Origin of the sequence: Emticicia soli (assembly GCF_037860775.1) — a bacterium.
In the GTDB taxonomy this organism is placed as follows: Bacteria; Bacteroidota; Bacteroidia; order Cytophagales; family Spirosomataceae; genus Emticicia; species Emticicia soli.
In genome coordinates, this window is sequence record NZ_JBBEWC010000011.1 from 148697 (window position 1) to 164141 (window position 15445).

The window sequence follows — 15445 nt, forward strand, 5'->3', positions numbered from 1 at the left end:
GTAATTTTGCTCAAAAATAATCAAAATAATTCAAAAACAATCAAAATGAATAATCGAGTTAGAAACTTAAACACCGAAGTACTCTCTGATAATTGGTATGTGCTGCGTAAAGTTACATTTGAATGGCAAAAGAAAAACGGAGATTGGCAAAAACAAAGCAGAGAAGCCTACGACCGAGGCAATGGAGCAACGATTTTGCTTTATAATAAGGATACAAAAACGGTTATTCTGACCAAACAATTCAGAATGCCAACTTATGTAAATGGCAACGAAAACGGTATGTTGATTGAAGCCTGCGCCGGATTATTAGATAAAGACGATGCCGAAAACTGTATAAAAAGAGAAACAGAAGAAGAAACAGGGTATAAAATTACTCAGGTAAAAAAGGTTTTTGAGGCTTATATGTCGCCGGGCTCAGTTACCGAAATTCTCTACTTTTTTGTAGCCGAATATAGCAAAGAGCAAAAAGTTAATGATGGCGGTGGTGTAGACGAAGAGGAAGACATTGAGGTACTAGAGCTAGATTTTAACAAAGCCATGCAAATGCTCGCCAACGGAGAAATAAAAGACGGCAAAACCATTATGCTACTACAATATGCCCAAATGCACAATCTGATAAGCTATAATTAAGCATGAAAAAGACTTAAATTCAACCTTGATTCGGCTATGAATCAAGGTTATTAAGTTCTAAATCGTTCATACATTTAAAATGTCCTTTCGGGCATTTGCTGTAGCCTATTTTTGAACAGGGCCTGCAACTAAGATTTTTGTTTTCGATAATACTAAACTCGGTCTGATAAGGATACATTCCAAATTCAGGCACGGTATTGCCCCAAATAGACACAACTCGTTTTTTTAGCGCAGAAGCAATATGCATTAAGCCTGTATCGTGGCTAATCACATATTCAGCTTGTTTTAAAATAGACGCCGACTGATTCAGGTTATATTTACCACAGGCATTATAAACTTTATTGCCTAAAGCGTGCTCAACTATTTCGCCTGCGGCCTCATCTTCTTTACCTCCTAAAAGAATTACCTTTTTGTTTACTTTACTGCAAACTTCTATAATCCTGCCAATGGGTAATTTCTTAGTAAAATGCTGGCCACCAATGGCATAGGCTACAAAGCCTTGGTGATTTTTCAGAATATCTTTTAAATCAACTTCCTGACCCGCAGGAATAAAATAGTCGAGCCCTTTGTTATCATTTTTAACACCTAGCGATGCTACGGTTTCAAGGTTTCGGTCAACAATATGCATATCAGGCATACGGTTAATCTTGAAATTAACCAAAAGCCATTTCTCAAAATTCAGTTTATTATAGCTAAATGATTTTTTACTAAGGCGATACTTAATAATTGACGTGCGCAGGTTATTATGCAAATCAATTACGTAGTCGTAGTTTTCGGCCTGAAGCGGTTTTATAAAGGAATCGAGCGAGCCCTCTAACAAAAAAAATTTATCAATGTATGGGTTGTGTTCAACCAATACTTTAAATTGCTTTTTTGTAGCAAAATGAACCTCTGCGTTTGGATACTGCAGTTTCAGGCATCTAATGACAGGAGTTGTAAGGATAATGTCTCCGATGGAAGAAAAACGCAGGATTAAAAACTTTGCTTTCATTCTCTATAATTTAGGTCTATGTATTGACCGTTGACCTTCTGGTATTTCCAACGTTTATGCGACCACATCCACGGCGATGGGTCTGCTTTTATATCTCTTTCCAATTTTTTTGCGTGTTCCTCAATTATTTTGCCTTTTGGTAATTCCCTAGGTGTTGTACTAATCATATCAAACACGGCCCTGTATTTGCCTCTTGCAATACGTTTAATACAAACATAAACCACCGGAACATTGAAACGATGCGCAAATATTTCGGTTCCTGCAAAAAACGAAGTTTCCTGATTCAAAAAGTTTGTCCAATAGGCTTTATCTGGCGGTGCTGACTGGTCATTTGCCAGAATCAATAAAAATGGTTTATCGCCCTTTGTATTCACTTTTCGGGAAGCATCGTTCATCGAAATCATTTCGACCCCATATTTAGAACGGAAATCAAGAAACATCTGATTAAAATAAGCATTATGCTGCACCCGATAAATGGTTTTTATTTGAAAGGGCAACATAAAAGGCAAAACCTGATTAACCCACTCATGATTACCATAGTGCCCTGTTGAAACGATACAACTTTGGCCATTCTTGAATAATTCCTCTACTACTTCGGGATTCTCAATACTCACTCTTTTAAGTAAAGCCTCTTTTGAAATAGTAAGGCATTTGAGCATTTCCAGAAAGAAATCGACAATGTATTGAAAAAAAGCCTTTTCTATCTTGATTAACTCTGCCGTACTTTTTTCGGGAAAACTATTTTTCAGATTAGTTCTCACCACCGATTTTCTATATCCAACTACATAATACACAATTACATAAGCGAAATCGGAAAGCAGGTATAAAATCGGAAAAGGTAAAATTGAAATAAGATATAAAAAAGGTAATGCTATATAATAACCAACTGCTTGCATTAGTTCTGATTGTAATTAGACAAAAAATTCCTGTACTCCTCTATCGTATCTAAGTCTGTTTTCCCATGAGGAAAATCTATTGTAGCTGTTTTGGCTTTATTGGCAAGTATAACTTTCTTTGCGCCATTATCACCGCTCAATTCAAGCAAATCGTTGAAGAGTTTTCTTTTAAAAAGTACCGGAATTCCCATTTGCTCGCCGTATCGGCAAGCTACAATATCTGGTGATTCCTCTTTACCTTTTTCAGTTTCTTGTGCTTTAGCAATTATTTCCTCAATAAGCCTGACAGATACGTAAGGCATATCAACCGTTAAAAAAATTACTGCTTCTAAGTCTTTTAAGGTCATATAGGCCCCAACCAAGCCCATTTTTATTGAGCTTGCCATTCCGGCCTCCCATTGAGGATTATCAATAACAGTAATAGGCATACGGTCTAATTCAGGGCGAATCATGTTGCGATTAGCACCTAAAACTACTACTATCGGATAAGCGGGCGTATCCATTGTCATTTCGGCAATACGCTTAATCAACGATTTTCCATCAATATGTAACAATTGCTTAGGAGCACCCATTCTGGTGGAGGCACCTGCCGCCAAAATCACTATGCCTACTTTCATTTGTATAAAATACTTCCTACTAAAATAGCTCTTAGTAGGAAGATTCGATTAATTAAAATAAAATTGGTGTTAAACCCTTAAAATCTATCTATTAGTGTGCTTCTAGCCAGTTATTGCCAACGCCCATTCCAGTTTCCATCTTAACGGGTAACGGAATAGCCGTACACATTAGTTCATCAACTTTCTGTTTAAGGTACTCTACTTCGTTGCGGTGGGCATCAAAAACTAACTCATCGTGCACCTGCAAAATCATTTTCGATTGTAGCTTTTCTTTTTTAAGGAACTCATGAATATTAATCATGGCTACTTTTATCATGTCAGCCGCCGACCCTTGTATAGGTGCATTAATAGCGTTTCGTTCTGCAAAGCCTCTATCAACCAGATTCTGCGAATTGATATCTCTTAAATATCTTCTACGCCCCATAATAGTTTCAACATATTTGGTTTCACGGGCTTTGTTAATGGCCGAATCCATAAAAATCTTGATTTTCGGAAACTCCATCCAGTAAGCATCAATTATTTCTTTGGCCTCACCTCTTGGAATACTCAGTCGTTGAGCCAAACCAAAGGCAGAAATGCCATAAATAATACCAAAGTTTACCATTTTGGCTTTGCGACGCATATCAGAAGTAACCTCTTCGAGTGATACTTTGAAAACTTTTGAGGCCGTAGTAGCATGAATATCAATACCTTGGTTGAAGGCATTAAGCATACTTTCGTCTTCGCTGAAAGCCGCCATAATGCGTAGTTCTATCTGCGAGTAATCGGCTGAAAGAATCAAGAAATTCTCATCACGCGGAATAAACGCCTTACGAATCTCACGCCCACGAACCGTGCGGATTGGAATATTCTGTAAGTTGGGGTTCGTAGAACTCAAACGACCCGTAGCTGCTACCGCCTGATTATAAGAGGTATGAATGCGTCCTGTTTTCTTAGAAATCAAGGCAGGCAAAGCATCAACATAAGTACTTTTCAGTTTTACCAATTCACGGAAATCTAGTATTTTTCTTACAATTTCGTGTTCGCTCTCCAGTTTCGACAGCACGTCTTCGCCAGTTGCATATTGGCCTGTTTTGGTCTTTTTTGCATTTTTATCCAGCTTCAACCTTTCAAATAATATCTCTCCCAATTGCTTAGGCGAAGCCACATTAAACTCACCACCTGCAAGGTTATAGATATTACTTTGAATCTCCTGAATATCAGTATCTAATACCTTCGACATATCGTGAAGCGTTTCAACACTTACTTTTACGCCCGACATTTCCATATCGGCCAACACTCCTACCAAAGGCATTTCAACATCGGCCAATAGTTTTTTCTGCTGGGTACTGGCACTTAATCTTGGCTCGAGTACATTTTTCAGTTGCAAAGTAATATCTGCATCTTCTGCGGCATATTCTTTTACTTTCTCTACATCGGCTTCACGCATGGTAAGCTGGCCTTTGCCTTTTTTGCCAATCAAGGTTTCGATGGCCACAGGCTCATAGTTCAGATACACATTAGCCAGGTAATCCATACCGTGTCTTTGCTCAGGCTCGATAATGTAGTGCGCCAACATGGTATCGTAGAGTTTACCTTTAACCTCAATGCCATAGTTTTGCAGAATCATCAAATCGTATTTGATATTCTGCCCTATTTTCATGATTGATTCGTTTTCAAAAATCGCTTTGAATTCCTGCAATATTTCAAGCGCCTCTGCTTGATTGGCAGGGAACGGAATGTAATAAGCCTCACCCTTACGATAAGCGAAAGATAACCCTACTATTTCGGCATCAATTGCATCAACCGAAGTAGTTTCAGTATCGAAACAGAATTCATCTTGCTGAGATAGATAATATATCAAGCTTTTTCTAAGCTCTGGCGTGTCCATCAAATGATACTCATGTACAACTGTATCGATAGTATCCTTTGAAGAAGATAAATAAGCATTCGATTCTTCTTCTACATCATCGGGTAAAACAATATTTGTTGAAGTATCTGCCTCAAACATAGATATTTGCTGACCAGATTTTGCTCCAATAGCTGATTTTTTTTCTACCGGTGTTTTTGCCGTTGTTGCTACGCTTGCTGTTGCAGTTGGTTCATTAGGCAATAGTCTTTTTCTCAGGGTTCTGAACTCCAATTCATCTAACAATGGCGACAAGAGTTCAATATGCGGAGGCATAATTTTGAGCTTGTCAGCATCAAATTCAATTGGCACGTTCAACTCAATTTTAGCCAGTTCTTTCGATAAAATGGCTATATCATGGCTTCTTCTGATGGCTTCGCCTAATTTACCTGTTACTTTATCGCTATTTGCTATTAAGTTTTCTACTGAATCATATTGTGCAATAAGTTTTGCTGCAGTTTTTTCTCCCACTCCCTGAATCCCTGGAATATTATCAACGGCATCGCCCATTAAACCGAGCATATCAACTACTTGGTCTACTCGTTGTATCCCCCATCGGCTACATACTTCGTTCACACCCATTACCTCCACATCTTTACCTCCAATGGCAGGCTTATAAAGATAAATGTGTTCTTCAACCAATTGCCCATAGTCTTTGTCAGGTGTCATCATATAAACCTCAAACCCTTCTCGAGCAGCTTTTTTCGATAAGGTGCCAATAACATCATCTGCCTCGTAACCTTTAAGGCTCAAACAAGGAATATCCATTGCCTCAACAAGCTTTTTTACATACGGAATTGCAACCGTAATATCTTCGGGTTGTTCCTGACGATTAGCTTTGTATTCAGGAAACATAGAGTTACGGAAGGTGCCGCCGGGTAAATCAAAGGCAACGCCTAAGTGTGTGGGCTTCTCTTTCTGAATAACCTCAAGCAAAGCATTGGCGAATCCGAACACACAGCTTGTATTTAAGCCATTAGATGTGATTCTTGGTGCTTTAAGGAATGCAAAGTGCGCTCTGTAAATAAGTGCCATTGCATCGAGAAGAAATAGTTTTTTTTCGGGCATTGTGTAATTTATCTGTATAAATGTTGCAAAAATCTTATCTAAATCAGTTTTTTTAGAAACAGGTTCTTTAATCAAATATTCGTCTTTTTATTAAAAAAAACCTCAAAACCATGAAATATTTTTAAAAAGCTTGTGCTTAAGAGGTTTTGGAATATCAAAACCCCTAACTTACACTTGCCATAAAACGCTTCAGTTCTTAAAATTCATGCAAAGGTAACTTAAGCCTAGATAAATTCACAAGAAGATGCCAGAAATGAGAAAACAAATAGCAAATACATTTGTTGTAACTTAATAATAAGTACAGAAATTCATTTTATTTACACGGACTACCGAATAAAAAATGTTAAAAAAAATTCTTAAGTTTGCATGATAAAAGTGACTATTTAAAAACAATATTCCTATGTATGATGCCATAATTATTGGAGGCGGACTTGGGGGGTTAACAGTTGCTATTGAACTAGCCAGAAACAAATTTACAGTACTAATAATAGAAAAACATGCATACCCATTTCATAAGGTATGCGGCGAATACATTTCTAATGAGGTAAGACCTTATCTTGAACACATAGGTCTAGACCTCGCTAAACTGGGGGCTTCTACTATTAATCGTTTCATGCTTACATCTGTAAGAGGAACCACCCTATTCTCTCCCTTAAAAATGGGTGGTTTTGGGATAAGTCGTTACACACTCGATTATGAATTATACAAAATTGCGGTTAATCTGGGTGTACATTTTGAGCTCAATGCAAGTATAGAAGAAACACAACGCATTAATGAAACTTTTTTTGTTGATACCAACACTAATAAAACCTTCCAGTCGAGAATACTGATTGGCTCTTATGGTAAGCGTGCAAAGGTTGACAGAATCATTCAAAGGCCAATACCAAAGCAGCAAACGAGTTACATGGGTATTAAATATCATATCTCGCTCGATTTTCCAAAAGATTTAATTGCCTTACATAATTTTAAAGGTGGCTATTGTGGTATTTCAGCCATTGAAGACGATAAACTCTGCTTGTGCTACCTAAGCGCCACAGCGAACCTCAAAAACAAAACTGGGATAAAACAAATGGAAGAGGATATCCTTTACCAAAACCCTTTTCTGAAAGAAATATTTACCAAAGCTGAATTTCTATTCAAAAAACCTGAGGTTATTAACGAAGTGGTTTTTGTAAGCAAAAGTAAAGTTCATGAAAACATAATCATGGTGGGCGATTCGGCAGGTTTAATTACGCCCCTGGCAGGTAATGGCATGTCAATCGCCATTAAGTCGGGTTTTATGGCAGCTAAATTAATTACAGAATTTTTATACGATAATATTAACAGAGCCGAGCTAGAGAAGTTATATATATCAAACTGGAATACTAATTTCAGAAATCAGCTATGGCGTGGGCGTCAATTACAGAAGCTTTTTGGCAAAGAAAGAACGTCAGAAGTCGCCATTACGTTACTCAATAGTTTACCGGCCCTCATGCCGCTGGTTATCAGGAGCACGCATGGCAAAATATTACAGTACATTTAAACTTAAAGCGCAAATAAAACCAAGTAAATATGAGAAAAATAGGCACATTTTTAGTTATGCTTATGGCGATAAGCAGTTTTTCGTCCGCACAGAATTTCACACTTAAAAGCAAAGACCTAGGCGGTCAGGCTTCTCAAAAAGAATTTTTCAATAGTTTTGGTTGTACCGGGCAAAACATTTCACCTCAATTATCGTGGACTGATGTTCCGAAAGGCACACAAAGTTTTGCCATTACTATTTACGACAAAGATGCCCCTACCGGCAGCGGCTGGTGGCACTGGGTTGTGTTTAATATTCCGGCTAATGTTACCGAATTAAAAGCAGGTGCAGGAGATATTTCTAAAGGAATTGCACCAAAAGAATGTGTGCAAAGTATTACAGATTTTGGCACACAAGGCTATGGTGGCCCGTGCCCACCTCCAGGTGCTCCACATGAATATCTGATAACAGTTTATGCATTAAAGAGCAAGCTGGAGCTTGATAAAAACGCTAGCCCTGCAATGGTAGGTTTTAATCTTAGTGCCAATACCATTGAAAAGGCATCGATAGTGATGTATGGGCAGAGATAGTTTTTTAGCAGTAATTCATGTTCTTATACAATGTAAAATGGCCTAGCTGTTAAACAAGCTAGGCCATTTTATATTTATGGAATATCCATAAACTTATGCGTTTGTAAACTCACCTTCCATTTGGGGTTTTCTTTCACATAATCAATAATCAACGGAAGCATCTGGCTTTGCTTGCCCCATTCGGGTTGTAAAAGCAACATACAGTCTTTATTTACCAAAGCAGCGTGTTTTTCGGCAAATGCAAAATCTGATTTGTTATAAACTATTACTTTCAGTTCATCAGCCTCAGCGTAAATGCTTTCGTGTGGTTCTTTAAATTTCTTCGGCGAAAAACACACCCAATCCCAAGAACCCGTAACCTGATATACACCAGAGGTTTCTATATTGGTCAGGAAACCAGCCTCTTGCAAAGCACCAGTCAGTTCATCTAAATTATACATCAGCGGCTCTCCGCCTGTAATTACAGCCATACGGCCAGTATATTTGCTGGCTTCTGCTACAATTTCTTCAACACTTAATTGTGGGTGAATTGAAGCATCCCACGATTCTTTAACATCGCACCACACACAGCCTACATCGCATCCACCCAAACGAATAAAATATGCCGCCTTTCCTGCATGATACCCCTCACCTTGTAGGGTATAAAACGATTCCATCACGGGCAATTTTACTAACTCTGTTATCATCTGACTTATTTTTTTACAAAATTACCAATATTCTACCATTTTTTTAAGAATAGTAAATCTGTGAGTCAGATAATCTCAAAAAATTGACATTTCTTATAATAAAAGCACAATTCAAGGTTCTTTTTTGCATTTTTTTGAGAAACAAAAAAGCTAAAATTGAATTTATGTTAAATTTTTCAACCATTCTTATGCAAAACACGTTATATTCATATTCAGAAACTGATTGACTAAAGCCAGCTCAAGCTATCTGTATTTTGTAGCACGGGCTTGTAAAAAATAATTCGTTTTAATTTTTAAAATTAAACTCAAACAGTTTCTTAGATTTGCGACAAATAAACGAAAGAGGTAATGTCTGAGTCTGAAAAAAAATATAGCGATTCTTTAACCGAATATTCCCGAAGAAAAACCAATCAGGTAAAGATAGGTGATTTATGGATGGGGTCTGACTACCCAATACGGGTTCAATCAATGACTACCATTGACACAATGGATACAATCGGTTCTGTTGAACAGACAATCCGGATGATTGAAAGTGGTTGTGAGTTAGTCAGAATCACCGCTCCAAGTGTGAAAGAGGCGCAGAATCTTGAAAACATTAAAAAAGAATTACGCCGCAGAGGTTACTCTACTCCTCTTGTTGCTGATATACATTTTACGCCCAATGCCGCCGAGCTAGCTGCCCGAATCGTTGAAAAAGTACGTATTAATCCGGGGAATTATGCCGATAAAAAGCGCTTCGAAATCATAGATTATACCGAGGAAAATTATCAGGCTGAACTACTGAGAATCAGAGACAGGTTTTTGCCACTGATAAAGATTTGTAAAGAACATGGCACAGCCATGCGTATCGGTACCAATCATGGTTCGCTTTCTGATAGAATCCTGAGCCGCTATGGCGATACGCCATTGGGTATGGTTGAATCAGCCTTAGAGTTTTTGAGAATATGTGAAGACGAAAATTATTTTAATATCGTAATTTCGATGAAGTCTTCTAACCCACAAGTAATGGTTGAGGCGTATCGATTGCTGGTACAAAGGCTTGATGCAGAAAAACTAAAACCTTATCCTCTTCACCTTGGTGTTACAGAAGCCGGAGAAGGCGAAGACGGCAGAATAAAATCGTCGATGGGAATTGGTACGCTTCTGGAAGATGGTTTGGGTGATACAGTGAGGGTCAGCCTTACCGAAGACCCCGAATTTGAAGCACCTGTAGCCCGGGCATTGGTTGACAGATACACACAGAGACAAGCAAAGGCATCATTTATTGAGCCAATTACTACTGTCCCTATTAATCCTTATCAATATCACCGTAGAGATACAATTGAGGTTGAAAACATAGGCGGGCTTAATGTACCAAGAGTCATTGCTGATTTTTCGGAGGTTACGGTAGAAAAGCACGAAGATTTGAAACCTATCGGGCATTTTTATTTGCCATTGCCTGACAAATGGCGCATGAACGACATCGGTGCCGACTATGTGTATAGTGGCAAACAGCCTATTCCTTTTATGTTGCCTAATGGCCTGAAAGAAATTCTGGATGCTGAAGTTTGGACACTTAATGAAGACAAACTCCACAAAATTCCAATGTTTAGCGCCTGGGCATTTGTTGAGGCTTTGAACGCTGGGAATTTACATATTTCTTTAAATTTTGTACGCATATCATTAAGTGATTTAAGTACTGACTTTATAGAAATGCTTCAAAAACAAAGTAGTGTTGTTTTAGTTGCCGAAACCGACAACGAGGCTGCAATGCCTGAGCTAAGAAAACTCTATTTTGAGTTGCTGAATGCTAAAATCAAGCATCCTGTGGTTTTAAAAAGAGATTACAGAAGCATTTCGGAAGTTGACGGACAATTGTATGCTGCTACCGATTGTGGAGGTTTATTGGTTGATGGCTTTGGCGATGGTATTATGTTATCGTTTGATAACCTTGCAACAGCCAACAGCACATCGTTTGGTATTTTGCAGGCAGCCCGCACACGGATGAGTAAAACCGAATACATCAGTTGTCCTTCGTGTGGTAGAACCTTGTTCGACCTGCAAGAAACAACTGCCATGATACGCAAACATACCGACCACCTGAAAGGCGTTAAAATAGGCATTATGGGCTGTATTGTAAACGGGCCTGGCGAAATGGCTGATGCTGACTATGGATATGTAGGCATAGGTAAAGATAAAATTGCTTTGTATAGAGGACAGAACGTGGTAAAAAAATCGGTACATGCCGATAACGCAGTGAACGAATTAATTGGATTAATAAAAGAAGATGGTCGTTGGTTAGAACCCGAAGTGCTGGAAATGGAATTAATGGCTAACTGAAAACCCTAATGCGATGTTACAAAAACTAAAACACTTTTTTTCGATTGGGCCTGTTTTTGCTTACTTTTTTAGAGTATTTACTAAAGACAAAGACGGAAAATACCCACATAGTTTCAACTTAAAAATGATGCACGGAATCAATAAAATTTCGATTGTGATGTTTTTAATTTGTGTAATTATAATGGTAACTCGCTGCGCAAGCCGTTAAAGCAATGAACTTAGAGACATTCAGAGAATATTGTCTTACTAAAAAGGGCGTAACAGAAGAATTGCCCTTTGGCCCCGATACACTCGTTTTTAAGGTTATGGGCAAAGTATTTGCCCTCACGGGTTTAGACACTGAACGCTTTAAAATAAGCCTGAAAAATACACCCGAAAAAAACGAGGAAATTAGAGCCGAATATGCCTCTGTAACAGGTGCTTACCACATGAACAAACGCCACTGGAACACAGTGGCAGTAGATGGATGTGTGAAAGATAATATACTGAAAGAATGGATAAGTGAGTCGTATGATATTGTGGTGAAGAATTTACCGAAGAAAACACAAGAAGAACTCAATAATATGTAGTATCATGGAGGCTCTATTGATTGGCATACCGTTTTTGATTTATATCTACCTCAGAATCAGGTTAGGTAATGATATTTCGCCGCAGGAATACGACGGGATTATCTTCAAAGAAGGAATTGATGCTTACAAATCGGCCGATTATTTGAGTGCTTTCAGGTATTTTGAAGCAGAAGTGCAAGAATACCCAAAGTCATCGACTGCTTATTTATACAGAGGAAAATGTCACTACTATTTCGAGAACTGGGAGGCAGCCCTTGCCGATTTCGAAAAATCAATAAGGCTCGATAATTCACTTGGTGAAACTTTTTACTGGAAAGGATTGTGCCATTATCAGTTAGAAGAATACGCCATGTCACATTATGAATTTAAGCGTTCGTCAAGAATGTTTTTAGATAAAAATCCGGAAGTATTACGTCAGATTGCTGAGCTTGAATTCAGACAAGCTGACTTTGAAAGTGCCCGGAAAAACTTTAAATTAGCTGCCGCTCTAGGCGACAGCAAATCCAATATACTTTTACAAACGCTTTTTTATGGCAACATTAGAAAAGCATCTAGTTAAACCAAATAAATGACTGAAAATCAATACCTTTTTGTTTACGGTACTCTTTTGAGCGAGTACGGTAATATTGAGTCGCACGAATGGGTGAAAAAGTATGCCGAGCCAATGGGCAAAGCAATGATAGAAGGCAAGATGTATATGGTTGATTATTATCCTGGTATTATTGCTTGCCCAAGTGGAGAAAAGTATTTTGTTAAAGGCGAATTGTATCGTTTGAAAGAACCAGACAAACTGTTTTCTCTTTTAGATAAGTATGAAGAATATAACCCTATGGACCCGGCACATTCGGAATATGTACGCAAGAAATCAAATGTGATTCTGAAAAGTGATGGCCAATCCTACGAAGCATGGGTTTACTATTTCAATCAATCGGTTGAAGATTTAGAGTTTATGCCAAAAGGCGATTTTATTAATGAATATCATAAATAGCCTTTTGTTTTAAAACAATTTAATAGATTTTGTTACTTAATCTTGAAATTACATTAAGTTGACAGTTTAAGACTGCCAACTATTTTTTTGGATTTTTCAAACAATATCTATCATATTATCACGTATTTCAGAAAAAGAAGCAACCATTCTATCGGCATACTCGTTTTATCATTTAGACAAGTTTACCGAAAAATTATGAAATGAAGCAGCTCTATTTTCTGATTCTTTTTTTATCCACCAATATAGTTTTTGCACAAAGTACATTTACCATTAAGGGTAAAGTTACAGACTTTGTAACTCACGACCCTGTTCCTTTTGCTTCTATCAGTGTTAAAAACACAACTTTAGGCAAAAACACCGACTTCGAAGGCAACTTTGTCCTTCAACTTTCTGCACTCACGTCCGATTCTCTGCTTGTGAGTTGTATGGGTTATATAACTAAAACTGTTTTTATTCACCGAGATTCGCTTAATCAGACCCTAAATATTCAGCTAAAGCCGTCTGATATTATGCTGCATGAAGTGAGTGTATATGCCGGGGAGAATCCTGCATGGGCTATTATTCGTAAAGCGGTATCGGCCAAATCGAAGAATAATTATAAGCGGATAAGTGCATTTGACTATGCCAGTTACAATAAAATTGAGGTTGATATTAATAATATTACTGACAAGCTCAGAAAGCGTAAACTTGCACAAAAAGTAAACAAGGCCATTGAAGAAATTGGTACTCTAACCGACGACGACGGTAAAGCCTTAGTTCCCACTTTCATTTCTGAATCGGTTTCACATTATTATTTCCGAAGTAACCCCAGGTTATCGAAAGAAATCATTGAAAAAACCAACATAAAAGGCATTGGAGTAACAGACGGTAGCCTCACAGCTCAATTAATTGGGTCTACATTTCAGCAATACAATTTCTATGTAAACCAGGTTGATGTACTTAATAAAAACTTTGCCTCACCTATTGCCGACGACTGGCGTTTGGTTTATGATTATTACCTGGCAGATAGTACGTATATAGGTGAGGATTTTTGTTATAGAATTGAATTTACCCCCAAACGAAAGCAAGATTTGGCATTTGCCGGAACCATGTGGATCAACAAAGACTCGTGGGCAATTGCACAAATTGATGCAGCCATAAGTAAAGAGGCCAATCTAAACTTTGTAGAACGAATTAAAATCCAACAAGAATTAGAGCCTGTTGACAGTGTCTGGATACCTATAAAGAACAGAATTGTGGTTGATGTTGCCGAACTTACCAAAGGCTCGGCAGGTATGCTATTGAAGTTTACCAACTACAATAGCGATATTGTAGTAAACCGCCCAAAAGATGTAAAGTTTTATGACAGAGGAATAGAGATTGCGCCCGATTACCGAGAAACTGATAAAAAATACTGGCAGTCGGTAAGACCCGAACCTTTTTCTGAAAAGGAGCAACTGGCTTACACCATGATTGACACGATTAAGAGTATTCCGGTGATTAAAACCTATACAGAAATAGCCAAAATAATTTCAAGCGGTTATACACGTTTGTTTACAGGCATTGAACTAGGGCCACTGGTTTACTCGGGGGCTTATAATAATGTTGAAGGTGTAAGGTTAAGGCTAGGGCTAAGGACTAATTACGAATTCAGCAGAAAATGGGTACTTGAAGGCTACCTTGCTTATGGAACGATGGACAATGCTTGGAAAGGTGGTGGTGAAATAACGAGGATATTTTCGAGAAAACCTTGGACGACCCTAAACATGAAGTTTACGAATGATATTGAACAGGTTGGCCTCAGAAAAGAAGATTTAGGTTTAGGCTCAGTTTTCTCGGCTTATATGCGATTCTTTACATTGATACGCCCTTACTATGAAAACGAGAACAAAATTCAGTTTCAAAGAGAAGTTTCTAAAGGTATATTTACTTCTTTTGGCTTTCGTACCCGTACTTTTGACCCACTTTATCCGTTTCAATACAGAATTCAGCCATCTTTAGGAGATGCTTCAGCATTGACAACCAAATTCAAAACTTCAGAGTTTTTATCTGAAATAACCTTTGCCAAAGATGAACTAGCCGTAATCAACGATAACGAACGCTTAAGTTTTGGTACAGTAAAATCTCCAACCATTACAGTAAAATATGTATTAGGTGCTAAAAACCTGCTCAACAGCGATTTTACATACCATAATATACAGGCTAAATATAGTCATACTCTGAACCTTGGCTATTTTGGCAAAACTTATTACAGAGCGGAAGCAGGGGCAATTTTTGGTACTGTACCCTACCCTTTGTTAAAAAGCCATCTGGGCAACGAATCGCTCTTTATTGTTGGTAATTCGTTTAACCTCATGAATAATTTTGAGTTTATTAGCGACCGTTATGCATCGGTAAGATATACCCATGATTTTGAGGGATTACTTTTCAACCGTTTCCCACTCATCAAGAAACTGAAATGGAGAACCTTTACCACAGGAAAGTTTTTGTGGGGAACGCTAACAGATAAAAACTATGATATTACACCTCAAAGAACTGAAACAGATTTCAGAAACTTTTCGGGACTTGGCACAATGCCTTATGTTGAGTTAGGCTATGGCATAAGCAATATCTTTAAAGTTGTCCGCATAGAAGCAATGCACCGCTTGACATACCAAGATAGACCAGACATCAGGAAATTTGGAGTTAAACTATCGGCAGAAATATCTCTTTAAAAAAATAAA

Annotated in this window: 14 protein-coding genes; 9 read left to right on the plus strand and 5 right to left on the minus strand. The window is 37.9% G+C overall.

The annotated features are described in order from the left end of the window. The first annotated feature begins 45 nt into the window (after nucleotides 1-45). Nucleotides 46-630, plus strand: a complete 585-nt coding sequence (gene nudK, locus WAE64_RS18355) for a GDP-mannose pyrophosphatase NudK (RefSeq protein ID WP_340239069.1) — start codon at nucleotides 46-48, stop codon at nucleotides 628-630. Nucleotides 631-664: 34 nt separating this feature from the next. On the opposite strand, the gene WAE64_RS18360 is transcribed toward nudK, so the two are convergent. The 4 genes from WAE64_RS18360 to polA form a co-directional block, all read right to left on the minus strand. Beyond that, entirely contained in the window at nucleotides 665-1621 is a 957-nt protein-coding gene (locus WAE64_RS18360) for a glycosyltransferase family 9 protein (RefSeq protein WP_340239070.1), read from the minus strand. Beyond that, on the minus strand, nucleotides 1618-2517 hold the full coding sequence (locus WAE64_RS18365; RefSeq protein WP_340239071.1) for a lysophospholipid acyltransferase family protein: 900 nt from the start codon (nucleotides 2515-2517) through the stop codon (nucleotides 1618-1620). Before WAE64_RS18365 ends, WAE64_RS18360 begins: the two co-directional genes overlap by 4 nt. Further along, a complete protein-coding gene (locus WAE64_RS18370; protein ID WP_340239072.1) occupies nucleotides 2517-3134 on the minus strand; it encodes a nucleotidyltransferase family protein in 618 nt (205 codons plus the stop codon). The genes WAE64_RS18365 and WAE64_RS18370 overlap by 1 nt, the downstream gene beginning before the upstream one ends. A gap of 91 nt (nucleotides 3135-3225) precedes the next feature. Beyond that, nucleotides 3226-6090 (minus strand): DNA polymerase I, encoded by a 2865-nt coding sequence (gene polA, locus WAE64_RS18375; protein WP_340239156.1) that lies wholly within the window; start codon nucleotides 6088-6090, stop codon nucleotides 3226-3228. Between the two features lie 400 nt (nucleotides 6091-6490). Between polA and WAE64_RS18380 the strand changes: the two genes are divergently transcribed. Both WAE64_RS18380 and WAE64_RS18385 read left to right on the plus strand, forming a co-directional pair. Further along, a complete protein-coding gene (locus tag WAE64_RS18380; protein WP_340239073.1) occupies nucleotides 6491-7612 on the plus strand; it encodes an NAD(P)/FAD-dependent oxidoreductase in 1122 nt (373 codons plus the stop codon). Between the two features lie 29 nt (nucleotides 7613-7641). Further along, on the plus strand, nucleotides 7642-8181 hold the full coding sequence (locus WAE64_RS18385; RefSeq protein WP_340239074.1) for a YbhB/YbcL family Raf kinase inhibitor-like protein: 540 nt from the start codon (nucleotides 7642-7644) through the stop codon (nucleotides 8179-8181). Between the two features lie 74 nt (nucleotides 8182-8255). On the opposite strand, the gene WAE64_RS18390 is transcribed toward WAE64_RS18385, so the two are convergent. Beyond that, nucleotides 8256-8867, minus strand: coding sequence for a 7-carboxy-7-deazaguanine synthase QueE (locus WAE64_RS18390; protein ID WP_340239075.1), 612 nt, complete (start codon nucleotides 8865-8867; stop codon nucleotides 8256-8258). A gap of 348 nt (nucleotides 8868-9215) precedes the next feature. Between WAE64_RS18390 and ispG the strand changes: the two genes are divergently transcribed. From ispG to WAE64_RS18420, 6 genes are all read left to right on the plus strand, one after another. Then, nucleotides 9216-11186, plus strand: a complete 1971-nt coding sequence (gene ispG / locus WAE64_RS18395) for a (E)-4-hydroxy-3-methylbut-2-enyl-diphosphate synthase (RefSeq protein ID WP_340239076.1) — start codon at nucleotides 9216-9218, stop codon at nucleotides 11184-11186. 13 nt (nucleotides 11187-11199) lie between these two features. Then, on the plus strand, nucleotides 11200-11394 hold the full coding sequence (locus WAE64_RS18400; protein ID WP_340239077.1) for a DUF6728 family protein: 195 nt from the start codon (nucleotides 11200-11202) through the stop codon (nucleotides 11392-11394). Between the two features lie 4 nt (nucleotides 11395-11398). Continuing rightward, nucleotides 11399-11755, plus strand: a complete 357-nt coding sequence (locus WAE64_RS18405; RefSeq protein WP_340239078.1) for an MmcQ/YjbR family DNA-binding protein — start codon at nucleotides 11399-11401, stop codon at nucleotides 11753-11755. A gap of 4 nt (nucleotides 11756-11759) precedes the next feature. Next, nucleotides 11760-12314, plus strand: a complete 555-nt coding sequence (locus WAE64_RS18410) for a hypothetical protein (protein WP_340239079.1) — start codon at nucleotides 11760-11762, stop codon at nucleotides 12312-12314. A 9-nt stretch (nucleotides 12315-12323) separates the two neighbouring features. Beyond that, complete coding sequence (locus tag WAE64_RS18415; protein WP_340239080.1) at nucleotides 12324-12743, plus strand: gamma-glutamylcyclotransferase family protein; 420 nt, start codon at nucleotides 12324-12326, stop codon at nucleotides 12741-12743. 200 nt (nucleotides 12744-12943) lie between these two features. Then, entirely contained in the window at nucleotides 12944-15436 is a 2493-nt protein-coding gene (locus WAE64_RS18420) for a DUF5686 and carboxypeptidase-like regulatory domain-containing protein (protein WP_340239081.1), read from the plus strand. Nucleotides 15437-15445 lie beyond the last annotated feature (9 nt).

What these genes read in the sequence shown, in the direction of transcription:
- WAE64_RS18370 (WP_340239072.1), bottom strand. Translation starts at nt 3,134, where the DNA reads ATGAAAGTAGGCATAGTGATTTTGGCGGCAGGTGCCTCCACCAGAATG.
- WAE64_RS18420 (WP_340239081.1), top strand. Translation starts at nt 12,944, where the DNA reads ATGAAGCAGCTCTATTTTCTGATTCTTTTTTTATCCACCAATATAGTT.
- WAE64_RS18380 (WP_340239073.1), top strand. Translation starts at nt 6,491, where the DNA reads ATGTATGATGCCATAATTATTGGAGGCGGACTTGGGGGGTTAACAGTT.
- ispG (WP_340239076.1), top strand. Translation starts at nt 9,216, where the DNA reads ATGTCTGAGTCTGAAAAAAAATATAGCGATTCTTTAACCGAATATTCC.
- WAE64_RS18400 (WP_340239077.1), top strand. Translation starts at nt 11,200, where the DNA reads ATGTTACAAAAACTAAAACACTTTTTTTCGATTGGGCCTGTTTTTGCT.
- WAE64_RS18410 (WP_340239079.1), top strand. Translation starts at nt 11,760, where the DNA reads ATGGAGGCTCTATTGATTGGCATACCGTTTTTGATTTATATCTACCTC.
- WAE64_RS18385 (WP_340239074.1), top strand. Translation starts at nt 7,642, where the DNA reads ATGAGAAAAATAGGCACATTTTTAGTTATGCTTATGGCGATAAGCAGT.
- WAE64_RS18390 (WP_340239075.1), bottom strand. Translation starts at nt 8,867, where the DNA reads ATGATAACAGAGTTAGTAAAATTGCCCGTGATGGAATCGTTTTATACC.
- polA (WP_340239156.1), bottom strand. Translation starts at nt 6,090, where the DNA reads ATGCCCGAAAAAAAACTATTTCTTCTCGATGCAATGGCACTTATTTAC.
- nudK (WP_340239069.1), top strand. Translation starts at nt 46, where the DNA reads ATGAATAATCGAGTTAGAAACTTAAACACCGAAGTACTCTCTGATAAT.
- WAE64_RS18405 (WP_340239078.1), top strand. Translation starts at nt 11,399, where the DNA reads ATGAACTTAGAGACATTCAGAGAATATTGTCTTACTAAAAAGGGCGTA.
- WAE64_RS18365 (WP_340239071.1), bottom strand. Translation starts at nt 2,517, where the DNA reads ATGCAAGCAGTTGGTTATTATATAGCATTACCTTTTTTATATCTTATT.
- WAE64_RS18360 (WP_340239070.1), bottom strand. Translation starts at nt 1,621, where the DNA reads ATGAAAGCAAAGTTTTTAATCCTGCGTTTTTCTTCCATCGGAGACATT.
- WAE64_RS18415 (WP_340239080.1), top strand. Translation starts at nt 12,324, where the DNA reads ATGACTGAAAATCAATACCTTTTTGTTTACGGTACTCTTTTGAGCGAG.